General features: G+C 34.2%; 13 protein-coding genes and 1 pseudogene. 10 read left to right on the top strand and 4 right to left on the bottom strand.

What is annotated here, in order from left to right:
• Positions 1–67: 67 nt before the first annotated feature.
• From AB3X49_RS11870 to AB3X49_RS11860, 3 genes and pseudogenes are all read right to left on the bottom strand, one after another.
• Positions 68–976 (bottom strand): annotated as a pseudogene (locus tag AB3X49_RS11870) (DNA-3-methyladenine glycosylase 2); the annotation flags it as partial.
• A gap of 2 nt (positions 977–978) precedes the next feature.
• Entirely contained in the window at positions 979–1,503 is a 525-nt protein-coding gene (locus AB3X49_RS11865; protein ID WP_002014654.1) for a methylated-DNA--[protein]-cysteine S-methyltransferase, read from the bottom strand.
• 4 nt (positions 1,504–1,507) lie between these two features.
• Entirely contained in the window at positions 1,508–2,080 is a 573-nt protein-coding gene (locus AB3X49_RS11860) for a bifunctional transcriptional activator/DNA repair enzyme AdaA (protein ID WP_078175322.1), read from the bottom strand.
• A 146-nt stretch (positions 2,081–2,226) separates the two neighbouring features.
• Between AB3X49_RS11860 and AB3X49_RS11855 the strand changes: the two genes are divergently transcribed.
• The 6 genes from AB3X49_RS11855 (at position 2,227) to AB3X49_RS11830 (ending at position 7,975) form a co-directional block, all read left to right on the top strand.
• Entirely contained in the window at positions 2,227–2,985 is a 759-nt protein-coding gene (locus AB3X49_RS11855; RefSeq protein ID WP_002014658.1) for an exodeoxyribonuclease III, read from the top strand.
• Positions 2,986–3,288: 303 nt separating this feature from the next.
• A complete protein-coding gene (locus AB3X49_RS11850; protein WP_367962208.1) occupies positions 3,289–4,254 on the top strand; it encodes an iron-hydroxamate ABC transporter substrate-binding protein in 966 nt (321 codons plus the stop codon).
• Positions 4,255–4,281: 27 nt separating this feature from the next.
• Complete coding sequence (locus AB3X49_RS11845) at positions 4,282–5,289, top strand: FecCD family ABC transporter permease (RefSeq protein WP_002014660.1); 1,008 nt, start codon at positions 4,282–4,284, stop codon at positions 5,287–5,289.
• The gene (locus tag AB3X49_RS11840) at positions 5,282–6,304 is read left to right on the top strand and encodes a FecCD family ABC transporter permease (protein ID WP_002128652.1); all 1,023 of its coding nucleotides are present in this window, start codon (positions 5,282–5,284) and stop codon (positions 6,302–6,304) included. The genes AB3X49_RS11845 and AB3X49_RS11840 overlap by 8 nt, the downstream gene beginning before the upstream one ends.
• A gap of 14 nt (positions 6,305–6,318) precedes the next feature.
• Entirely contained in the window at positions 6,319–7,140 is an 822-nt protein-coding gene (locus AB3X49_RS11835; protein WP_000025778.1) for an ABC transporter ATP-binding protein, read from the top strand.
• Positions 7,141–7,156: 16 nt separating this feature from the next.
• Positions 7,157–7,975, top strand: coding sequence for an alpha/beta hydrolase (locus AB3X49_RS11830; RefSeq protein WP_367962205.1), 819 nt, complete (start codon positions 7,157–7,159; stop codon positions 7,973–7,975).
• 44 nt (positions 7,976–8,019) lie between these two features.
• Here the strand turns inward: AB3X49_RS11830 and AB3X49_RS11825 are convergent, their stop codons facing one another.
• Entirely contained in the window at positions 8,020–8,709 is a 690-nt protein-coding gene (locus AB3X49_RS11825) for a class I SAM-dependent methyltransferase (RefSeq protein ID WP_113769723.1), read from the bottom strand.
• A gap of 87 nt (positions 8,710–8,796) precedes the next feature.
• On the opposite strand from AB3X49_RS11825, the gene AB3X49_RS11820 reads away from it, so the two are divergent.
• The 4 genes from AB3X49_RS11820 to AB3X49_RS11805 all read left to right on the top strand — a co-directional run.
• Complete coding sequence (locus tag AB3X49_RS11820) at positions 8,797–9,867, top strand: helix-turn-helix transcriptional regulator (protein ID WP_367962204.1); 1,071 nt, start codon at positions 8,797–8,799, stop codon at positions 9,865–9,867.
• 314 nt (positions 9,868–10,181) lie between these two features.
• Positions 10,182–10,409 (top strand): hypothetical protein, encoded by a 228-nt coding sequence (locus tag AB3X49_RS11815; RefSeq protein ID WP_002014667.1) that lies wholly within the window; start codon positions 10,182–10,184, stop codon positions 10,407–10,409.
• 292 nt (positions 10,410–10,701) lie between these two features.
• A complete protein-coding gene (locus AB3X49_RS11810) occupies positions 10,702–11,004 on the top strand; it encodes a metal-sensing transcriptional repressor (protein WP_002014668.1) in 303 nt (100 codons plus the stop codon).
• Positions 11,005–11,199: 195 nt separating this feature from the next.
• The coding region (locus AB3X49_RS11805; protein ID WP_367962201.1) for a copper ion binding protein at positions 11,200–11,391 on the top strand (192 nt) is incomplete at its 3' end.

Below are 11,391 nucleotides of genomic sequence, written 5' to 3'. Positions count from 1 at the left end.
ACAAGAAAAAGACGGAATCAGAGATTAATGGACGTCTCGGGGACACGGAGATGTGTAAAAGAGAAAAATATAGCACCCGCCACAAATAAAAAGTCGCGTAAGATTCCCAATTTGTCCAATTTGATGCAAATTCTTTTATTTCATTTTTAGTCGGTTTCTTTTCGGAACCTGTTATAAATTTAATTGCATTATGCAAACCAACATCATCAATTGGAAAAGCTGAAGGGAATCGTAAACAACGCATCAAAACATAGTGAGCTGTCCATGGCCCTATACCGCGAATGCTAGTTAATTGTTTTTCAGCTTGCTTCACATCTTGTATTTGTAATAGAGATTCTTTTGATAATTTACCTTCTGTAATGAGCTGCGCGACGTCAATTAAGTATTCGCACTTTCTTGTAGTCATTTTTAATGTTGCGAGATCTTCTACATCTAAATTTGCTATTACTTCAGGTGATGGGAATATCCAATGTTTTCTACCGTTCCAATCTACATAATCGCCAAAATTTTCGACTAATCTTCTTTTTAGAGTATAGGCATATGTGAGGTTGATTTGTTGACCTAGAATCCCCCAGCATAGTGCTTCAAATAAATCCGGAATTCCCAAAGTACGAAGACCGTAAAATTCTTTAATGGGTTTTTGAAGGAGTGGGTTGTGTTTAGCTAATTTATAGAAGGGAGCTAAATCAGTAGTTAAATCAAACCACTCTTTTACATAGTTAGATACGGCATCGTGTGCCCATTTTTCAGAGACATATGATTCTCCTAAAAAACGTATTTGAATATTACTATCGGCATTCAAACCAATTTCAACTAATGGATTTATGTTTTGAACAGGAATGACTTTATAGATTTTATTGTTTTCAATATGAAACATACATTCATTTTTAGAACGCGATAGATAGCGTAAGTTTTCTTGAAAACTAAATTCTTTTGGAACGACTAAAGACAATATTTCATTACAATCCTCTGTCATATTTACTCCTCCCGAAGCGCTTCTAATTTGAGCAATTCTTTTTTCATTTCTAAACCACCTCTAAAACCGGTAAGTTTACCATTTTTCCCAATAACGCGGTGACAAGGAATAGTGATAAGCAGAGGATTTGCCCCAACGGCAGTCCCAACTGCACGTACAGCGTTAGGTTTTTGAATTCTTTCCGCAATCTCTGAATAAGAATGTGTCTCCCCATAAGGAATTTCACGTACCGTATTCCAAACAGCTAATTGAAATGCAGTTCCGTAAACATCGATAGGAATTGTAAAGGTTTCTAGTTTGGTTTCCAAATACTCGATAAGTTCTTTTGTGTATGTTTGCAGATAATCTGGATTTTGGATGAATGTATGTTGTGGCAGTTTTTTGCTAGCCCACGTATTTAGTTCTTCAAAAGTTTCATTTTGCGATCCGATGAAGCATAATCCATTTGAAGTAGCTGCAATATGCATACGCCAATGTTTATGAATAAGCAATGTCCAATATATAGTTTTATTTTCATATGGTTTCATTATTTCATACCTCTTTTATTCCGTTCTTTTTTCGATATTCAGTAGGGGTAAATCCTGTCTTCTTTTTAAATAAAGTCGCGAAATAATCCGGATTTTCTATCCCGACATCAGTACTAATTTCCATAATGGGTTGATTTGTATGTGAAAGGTATTCTGTCGCTTTTTTAATTCTGAATTGCTGTATATATTCTATTGGACTAATCCCTACAATTTTCTTGAAAGTGCGTTGTAGATGATAAGGGCTACCATGGCATATTTCTGCGAGTAAGTCGAGGGTTAGCACGTCACAATAATGTTTTTGGATATATTCTTTAATTTGCTCTACCCATTCTTCATTAGGTAAAGTTAGCCCGTTTGGTTTACAACGTTTACACGGACGAAAATTTTCATGTAATGCTTGCTCTGCCTTAAGAAAAATACGTACATTGTTTTTATTCGGTATTCTCGATTTACATGACGGTCGGCAAAAAATACCGGTTGATTTTACAGCGTAAAAGAATTTGTCATCATATGTGGAGTCATTATGAATAATTGCTTGCCAATACTCATTTGTTACTGTGAACTCTTCATTATGCACAGAACATCACCTCTGGCATTAGTATAACCTGAATAAAGTACGTATTTACGAATGTAAGAGCAAGATTACAAAGATGAAACTATGATAGGGTATCTATTTTGTGTTAGCATGAAAATTGAAAATGCACATCAAGAGGAGGAACATAGATGAAGTTGATTTCATGGAATGTAAATGGTTTGCGAGCAGTTATTGCAAAAGGTGGATTTCTAGAATATCTAGAAGAATCTAATGCAGATATATTTTGTTTACAGGAAATTAAATTACAAAGTGGACAAATTGATTTAAATCCCGAGGGATATTATACATATTGGAATTATGCTGTGAAAAAAGGCTACTCAGGAACGGCTATTTTCACGAAAAAAGAACCGATTTCTGTTACATATGGTTTAGGGATTGAAGAGCATGATCAAGAAGGACGAGTTATTACGTTAGAATTTGATGATTTTTATATGATAACGCTGTATACACCAAATTCTAAACGAGGATTAGAACGTTTAGATTACAGAATGGAATGGGAAGATGATTTCAGGGCCTATATTAAGCGATTAGATGAAAAGAAACCAGTTATTTTTTGTGGAGATTTAAATGTTGCCCATAAAGAAGTAGATTTAAAAAATCCGAAAAGTAATCGGAAAAATCCTGGTTTTTCGGATGAAGAAAGAGAGAAATTCACATGTGTTTTAGAGGCGGGATTCATTGATACGTATCGCTATCTTTATCCTGATCAAGAAGGAGCGTACTCATGGTGGTCATACCGTATGGGTGCAAGAGCGAAAAATATCGGTTGGCGTTTAGACTACTTTGTGATTTCTGAAAGGCTAAAACATAAAATTACCGATGCGAAAATTAACAGTGAAGTGATGGGATCAGACCATTGTCCAGTTGAATTACATATAAATTTCTAAAAAAAGAAGTATCTCGCTAATAATAGGCGGATACTTCTTTTTAATTCAGTTTGTTAAAATTTTTCAAATCATTATTGAAATAATTGCATATTAAATATATACTTAGTAACGATAATCATTATCATTGAAAAAGGTTATCGATGGATGAAGTGTAAAAGAATTATAGTTTAGGGGAAGTGAATGAGAATGAGTTCCGGATAAAATTATTAATCTAATGAAATATATGTTTGGGACAAGTTTCATGTAGTTAAGTTTTCATATGAAAATAATCTATTTACAAGTTTTGAGAGGAGATATATAAAGATGAACAAGAAGTTATTTACATTAGGGATGGTTACAGTTTTAAGTGTAGGTTTAGCAGCATGTAATAGTACGGATAAAACTTCAGGGGAACAAAAGCAACAGACAAAAGCTACGGAAACAAAAAAAGATGAAAAACGAAAAATTACATATTTAGGTAAAGAATATACAGTACCAGCAAAAGTAGATAAAATTGCGACAGCTAGTTTAGAGTCAATGGAAGATGCAGCAGTACTTGGAATTAAACCAGTCGGTGCAATTACTGTAGGTGGTAAATTACCAAAGTATCTTGAAAAAGAATTAGAGGGTGCAAAATCTGTGGGTGAAAAAATGCAACCTAATTTTGAAACATTACTTCAATTAAAACCGGATGTTATTACATCTAGTACGAAATTCCCAGCAGAAACAGCTGAAAAGTTTACGAAAGTAGCTCCGACGTTCCCGGTATCACACGTTTCAACAGATTGGGAAGATAACTTAAAGTTAATGGGAGAATTAACTGGTAAAAAAGATAAAGCAGAAAAAATTATTAAAGATTACAATGCGGACGCTGAAAAAGCAAAAGCAAAATTAGGAGATAAGTTAAAAGACAAAAAAGTACTTGTAATTAGACTAAGAGCAAATGAATTATTCCTATATCCAGAAGGAGTATACTTCAACCCTGTAATTTATAAAGATCTTGGACTAACTGCTCCAGAACAACTTAAAACTGTAAAAGCACAAGAGAAAATTTCATTTGAAAAACTTGCTGAACTTAACCCAGATTATGTTTTCTTACAATATGAGGCAAGTGAAAATAAAAACCCGAAAGTGCTAGAAGAAATTGAAAGCAATCCAATTTGGCAAAGTATGCATGCTGCGAAAGAAAAGAAAGTATTTGTAAACGTTGTAGATCCAATGGCCCAAGGTGGCACAGCTTGGAGTAAAACAGCATTCTTAAAAGAAGCAGTGAAAAATTTATCTAAATAATACAATAAGTAAGGTGCGTTGAATGATATGCAGAAAACGAATGCGGTACCAGTAACCATTTTATGTATAGCACCCATATTGATTTTATTTACAGTTATACTTTCTGTTTTATATGGGGCGAAAAACATTGATGCTGAAACAGTGTGGAATGCTTTATTTCATTTTGATTCAAGCGATGTAAATCATAATATTATTATTACTTCACGTTTACCAAGGGTAGTTGCAGCTCTTTTAGTCGGAGCATTTCTAGCCATATCAGGAGCACTTATGCAGGGGATGACAAGAAACTATCTTGCATCCCCTTCTATTATGGGTGTGACGGATGGTGCAGCCTTTGTTATTACACTTTGTATGATTTTTCTTCCAGGAATGTCATCGATTGGTATGGTTTTATGTTCAATGATTGGCTCTGCACTAGGAGCCGGTATAGTGTTTGGTTTTGGCTCACTCCTTCAAAATGGCTTATCCCCTGTTAGATTAGCAATTATAGGGACAGTTATTGGAACATTTTTAAGTAGTGTATCGGCTGCGATGGCTTCATATTTCCAAATTTCTCAAAATGTTAGTTTTTGGTTTAATGCAAAGTTAGATCAAGTGGACCCTAATATCATTAAAATCACGATACCATTTGGGATAATTGGTATAATTTTAGCACTGTTAATATCAAAATCTATTACCATTCTTTCTTTAGGAGAAGAAGTTTCTATTAATCTAGGGCAGCGTACAAAACTAGTTAAAGCGATGGCAATTTTATCAGTTATTTTTTTAACAGGAACAGCAGTTGCTTTAGTGGGGAAAGTTGGTTTTGTAGGTTTAATTATTCCACACATTACGCGCTTTATAATTGGGGTAGATTATAAGTGGATTTTGCCTTGCGCAGGCGTTATTGGTGGAGTTTTCTTAGCATTATGTGACATTTTAAGTAGATTTGTAAACTATCCATTTGAAACACCAATTGGAGTCGTTACTTCCTTAATTGGAATTCCTTTCTTCCTTTATTTAATCCGTACAAGAGGAGGAGAGAGACATGCTTAAAAGTTCAAGTCAACGTTTTGGAATGACAATGGGGATTAGTATATTTTTAATACTATGTGCTATTTATATTAGTTTAACGAATGGTACGTTTGATATTACGATTACAGATGTATTTAAAACACTCTTTAGAATAGATCCAGTACCAGACCATGATTTAGTTATTTTTGAGTTTCGCCTTCCGCGCATTGTAATTGCTGGATTAGTAGGATTAGGCCTCGGTGTTGCGGGTGCTGTAATTCAAGGGATTACGAGAAATGGATTGGCGGACCCAGGTATTTTAGGAGTGAATGCCGGAGCAGGTACAGCCATCGTAATTTTCATGTTCTTCTTTCAAGGGCAATTAAAGAGCACAGACTGGGTTTCTATTATGATGATGCCGATGTTTGGTTTAGTCGGTGGGCTAGGAGCCGCTATAATAATTTATCTGTTTTCTTGGAAAAACGGTAAGTTAGACTCGCAGCGTCTTTTATTAACAGGGATTGCAATTGGATCTGGATTTGGAGCGTTTTCTATGTATTTATCGCTCAAAATGAAGTCAACTGATTTCGAAATGGCTGCAGTTTGGGTATCTGGAAGTATATATAGTGCAAACTGGAAGTATATTGTTGCTATGTTACCGTGGCTTATCATTTTAATTCCACTAATACAAAAGAAAGCTTATTTATTAGATTTATTTCAATTGGAAGAAACGAGTATTACAAGTTTAGGTGTTGCAGTAGAACGAGAGAAATCCATTTTACTATTAAGTAGTATCGGACTTGTGAGTGCATGTGTTGCTGTTTCAGGAAGTATTGGTTTCATCGGATTAATGGCACCGCATATAGCGAAAAGGCTCGTCGGTATTCAGCATAAATATATAATTCCTACGTGCGGAGTAATCGGAATGTTTCTTGTAATTGCTTCAGACTTTATTGCAAAAACAGTTTTCACACCTGTAGAGTTACCAGTTGGAATTGTTATTTCTATTGTCGGTGTACCGTATTTCTTATATTTACTTTATAAGGCGAAAGCGTAAGAGGGGGAATAAAAGTGAGTATTTTAAGTGCAAAAAATTTAGAAACGAGTTATGAAAAGCTTACAGTGTTTCGCGATTTAAATGTGGAAATACAAGAAGGAAAAGTAACGACAATTATAGGGCCAAACGGGTGCGGTAAATCAACACTGTTAAAAACAATGGGAAGAATTTTAAAGCAAAAGAGCGGTAAAGTATATTTGCAAGGACAGGATTTAAATACGATTCCAACGAAAGAAATTGCGAAGCAGTTAGCTTTACTCCCGCAAACTCCAATTGCACCAGGAGAACTTAAAGTGGAAGAATTAATTTCCTATGGACGCTATCCACATCGAAATAATGTAAATAAGTTAACTTCAAAAGATAAAGAGATGATTGATTGGGCATTAGATATAACGAAAACTTCTGAATTTCGAACGAGACAAATTGCAAATTTATCAGGCGGTCAAAGACAAAAGGTATGGCTAGCGATGGCTTTAGCACAAGAGACAGAAGTGTTACTACTAGATGAACCAACTACATATCTCGATATGTCTCATCAATTAGATGTATTACAAATTGTGGAGAAGTTAAATAAAGAACATAATTGTACGGTTGTTATGGTACTGCATGATATTAACCATGCAGCAAGGTTTTCAGATGAAATTATTGCGATGAAGGAAGGGGAAATCGTTACAACTGGTAGCCCAGAAGAAATCATTACAAATGAAGTGTTAAAAGAAGTATTTCATATTGATGCGCGTGTCATGATTGATCCGTATAATGGGTCTCCTGTTTGTTTTGGATACGATAGCGTTGTATCTCAAGAAGAGAAAGTAGAAATATATGTAACGAGTTAAGAAGGGGGGATATAAGTTGAATACTACTATTGAAAAACAGCAGATTATTACATTTAATACAGAACAGTGGAAAATGTATTCAAAATTAGAAGGTAAAGAATATCAAATTCATATTTCAAAGCCGAGGCAGCCAGCACCAGAGTCAGGATATCCTGTTATATACGTATTAGATGGCAATGCCTTTTTTCAAACATTCCATGAAGCGGTTAAAATACAATCAGTTAGAGCAGAGAAAACAGGTGTTTCACCAGCTATTATAGTAGGTATTGGTTATCCAATTGAAGGGGCATTTTCAGGAGAAGAAAGATGCTATGATCTTACACCTGTCGTAATTTCAAAAGATGCCCCGTTAAAACCGGACGGTAAACCGTGGCCTAAAACAGGGGGAGCGCATAATTTCTTTACTTTTATTGAAGAAGAATTGAAACCACAAATTGAAAAGGAATTTGAGATTGATAAAGGAAAGCAAACGTTATTTGGACATTCTTTAGGTGGTCTATTTGCTTTACATATACTATTCACAAACGTAAATGCCTTTCAAAATTATTTTATAAGTAGTCCATCTATTTGGTGGAATAACCAATCCGTGCTTGAAAAAGAAAAGAATCTTATAAATGAATTAAACAATGCTAAGGTTGAAACGGGAGTATTCCTTACAGTTGGGTCATTGGAACGAGAGCATATGGTTGTAGGTGCAAACGAATTATCAGAGCGCCTTCTCCAAGTAAAACACGATCAGTTTAGATTTATGTTTTATGAAGCTGAAGGGGAGAATCATGCATCTGTTGTGCCGACTTCTTTAAGTAAAGGATTGAGATTTATTAGTCAAGTGTAGAAGACGTATATGAAAAAAGGTAAGCAATTGCTTACCTTTTTTCATTATTGTTTTATTGCTACGTATCCATCAATTAAAAAGCTTGTGAAAAAGCGATTGATTTGAGTAAATCCACATTCCTCCATGATAGCTAGTAGATTCGTTTCGGAAATGGGAAATATTTCTGTTTCAAAAGAATTTTCAAATCGGTTCCAATCTTCTAATGGAATTTGATTTTGCATCATGTGGTTGCGCCAAGCATTCAATTGTGCAGAAAACATACTTGTATGGGGTACACCATTTATTGTAGAGAGAAAGAATGGAGCACCAGGTTTTAAGCGACTACTAATTTCATTAAGAAGCTCTTTTTTCTCCTTAATAGTTGGGATGAAATGAAGAACAAGCATACAAGTAGCAGCGTCAAATAATGGATTGGTTAATAATGAATGGACAGTTCCATGTACAAAGTGAATTTGATTTTGTATGCCTTCGCTTTCAATTCTTTTTTTAGCTAGCTGTAGCATGCTTTCAGATGGATCAACACCTGTAAAAGATAAGTTGCTATTTTGTTTGCCTATTGAGAGAATTTCTTGTCCACCACCAGCACCTATAACTAGAAAATTTGGATTCATATTTTCTTTAGGGAGTGTAGTAAACAAGAAATGATTCATCATTTCATATAGGTTGTAGTAGCCTGGGATTTTACATGGAATTCTTTGTTCATATGAATTTACGGTAGTATCATTCCAATTCATTTTTAACCTCCTAAGTATGTGTGTTATAGGTTTATTATGGAATGAAATTATGAAGGGAAACAATCCCGTAAATCTGGGGGGAAGAGGATGTATGAAAAAATAACGAAAGAAATTACAATGGTAGCGAATCGTATAAGTTCTATAAGGACATTTCAAGAGTCATTTCTCCACTTAATACGTAAAGTCATTGATTTTGACGCCGCTTGTTTTACAGCTATAGACCCAATTTCTTTTTTATCTACTGGGGCATTTACGGATGAAAGTGTTGAAAAGATTCATCCACAATTGTTTATGAATGAATTTCTAGAAGATGATTTTAATAAATTTAAATATTTATCAGAACACTATCCTCATGTTGCTTCTCTTAGTATGGTGACAAATGGTGAACAAAAGAAAAGCTCTAGATACCGAAATATTTTAAAACCAGCAAGTTTTGGAGATGAATTAAGGGGCGTTTGTATGAGTAAGTGGAACTGTTTTGGGCATCTTAGTTTATTTCGAGGGAGTACAAGTCCCGCTTTTCATATAGATGATTGTAAGTATTTGGCAACGATAGTCCCAATTGCTGGAGAGGCTTTAAAAAAGGCATTTCCTAAACCTTTTTCAGAAGAGAAGGTAATAGGGACAGGCACGATTATATTAAGTGAGGATTTTAATTTATTATATTGGAATCAAGATGGCAGCGATTGGCTCTCAAATCTTAGAAAGTATGAACAGTTAAATATAAAAGAAATACCAAGGCCAATACGTGCGGTTTGTTCGAAAGTAAAGGCTAACGAATATAATGTAGGTTGTATGAATAGAGAAGAAAAAGTTTGTATACCTTTAGCCTATGGACATTTTTTAATCATTCGGGCCAGTAAGTTAGAACGTACAAGTAGTTTTCAGGGTGGTTATGTTGTTCTATTCGAAAGAGCAAGACCGGAAGAAATCTTTCCGCTTATTACGGAAGTGTATAGTTTTACAACACGTGAGAAGCAAGTAATACGTAAAATTCTTACAGGTATGTCGACAAAGGAATTAGCCCATGAACTTTGTATATCTATATACACGGTACAAGATCATTTAAAATCCATTTTTGAAAAGACTGGGGTAAGTAGTAGAAATGAACTCGTGTGGGAAGTTTTTTCAAGATTTTGTTTTGATGTCGATGAATAAAAATAAAAATAAAATAACTCTACAAAAATCACATGAAGTACGGTGGATGAGTTGTAGAATAGGGCTGAAAAAAGGTTATGGATGAAACATTCCATAACCTTTTTTTATAAGTAGAATTGTCCTTTTTGAAAGTTTTGTTTCAACTTTTCGTCTAAATAGACAAAAAGTTGTCACAATTCGGTCACAATTAGCATAAACATAAAATAGACGAAATGAACTTATTTCCAAAAAGGTTTGATTCATTCCATTCATGATTAGTAGAGCTGAAAAAGCATGGATTAAAAGTTCACTATATTCTCAAGGAGGTAGATCGTATGAAAACTATTCTTGCTATCGCTGGGTTTATTTGGGTTTTATCACATGGCATTCCAATTTATGAAGGAGAACAAATTCGCAGTGCTCTGAATAAAAATTTTAATGAATATCATATCATTGATCGGCAAGATAATGTTGTGACAGTTCGTGTAAATGACTGTTTTCATACGGTAACCGTTGAAGGAACTTCAGTAGTGAATGATACAAAAGTATGTGATCAGCAATAATTATATATAGGAAGAAAAAAGTCTCAATTTACACGTGTGAAAATTGAGACTTTTATATTTGTGGATGAATAATAAGCGGGGATGGACAATCCCTGCTTATTATTGTTTTTTTTTAAAAAAGAAAGGGTATCATATTAATTGAGACTGAGAAGCTAATGATGTGTTAAGAATAATCATAAAGCGAAAATATACTCATATGGGGTATCCTACATAGATATTTGATGATATAATTGGTATACTCATAAAAGCAATTGTTTTATTGGATGAAGAGAAACTTTGAGAAGGTGATAATATGGATCATAAGGACCATGAATCAGTAACACATAGATCAGAAAAAGAAAAAGAACAAATTATAAATAGATTAAAGAGAATTGAAGGCCAAGTCCGTGGTATTCAAAATATGATTGAAAATGATCGTTATTGCGTGGATATTTTAGTTCAAATTTCTGCGATTAATGCAGCGATGAAAAAAGTAGGAATGGGTGTCTTAAAAAATCATACGAGTCATTGTGTTTCAGGAGCTATTAAAAATGGTAATGGTGACGAAGCAATTGAAGAATTAATGACAGTATTTGAACGTTTTTCAAAAGCATAAAAGCCAAGCTAGTATTTGACTAGCTTGGCTTTTGTTTATATAGGAGAAGATATATAAATTCATAATTGGAGCAAAAAAATAAAGATTTTAGAAAAAAATAAAAATCATGATACAAAACCATTGATTACCTTAGGGGGGTATGGTAAGATGTAGTTGTGATTAACAAACAATGAATAAACAAGAGGAGGATTTTAAATGGAACAGTTAACATTAAAAGTTGAGGGTATGTCTTGTGGGCATTGTGTAAATTCTATTGAAAGTAATGTGAAAGAACTAAACGGCGTTGAACAAGTAAAAGTTCAATTAGCAGAAGGAACTGTTGAAGTTACTATCGACTCATCAGTTGTAACGTTAAAAGATATCGTTGCTGTAATTGAAGATCAAGGC

The organism is Bacillus sp. C30, from assembly GCF_040838255.1.
Lineage (GTDB): Bacteria > Bacillota > Bacilli > Bacillales > Bacillaceae_G > Bacillus_A > Bacillus_A mycoides.
This window is presented reverse-complemented; position numbering and strand designations above follow the sequence as displayed.

What these genes read in the sequence shown, in the direction of transcription:
- AB3X49_RS11865 (WP_002014654.1), bottom strand. Translation starts at nt 1,503, where the DNA reads ATGAAACCATATGAAAATAAAACTATATATTGGACATTGCTTATTCAT.
- AB3X49_RS11855 (WP_002014658.1), top strand. Translation starts at nt 2,227, where the DNA reads ATGAAGTTGATTTCATGGAATGTAAATGGTTTGCGAGCAGTTATTGCA.
- AB3X49_RS11850 (WP_367962208.1), top strand. Translation starts at nt 3,289, where the DNA reads ATGAACAAGAAGTTATTTACATTAGGGATGGTTACAGTTTTAAGTGTA.
- AB3X49_RS11845 (WP_002014660.1), top strand. Translation starts at nt 4,282, where the DNA reads ATGCAGAAAACGAATGCGGTACCAGTAACCATTTTATGTATAGCACCC.
- AB3X49_RS11840 (WP_002128652.1), top strand. Translation starts at nt 5,282, where the DNA reads ATGCTTAAAAGTTCAAGTCAACGTTTTGGAATGACAATGGGGATTAGT.
- AB3X49_RS11825 (WP_113769723.1), bottom strand. Translation starts at nt 8,709, where the DNA reads ATGAATTGGAATGATACTACCGTAAATTCATATGAACAAAGAATTCCA.
- AB3X49_RS11820 (WP_367962204.1), top strand. Translation starts at nt 8,797, where the DNA reads ATGTATGAAAAAATAACGAAAGAAATTACAATGGTAGCGAATCGTATA.
- AB3X49_RS11815 (WP_002014667.1), top strand. Translation starts at nt 10,182, where the DNA reads ATGAAAACTATTCTTGCTATCGCTGGGTTTATTTGGGTTTTATCACAT.
- AB3X49_RS11810 (WP_002014668.1), top strand. Translation starts at nt 10,702, where the DNA reads ATGGATCATAAGGACCATGAATCAGTAACACATAGATCAGAAAAAGAA.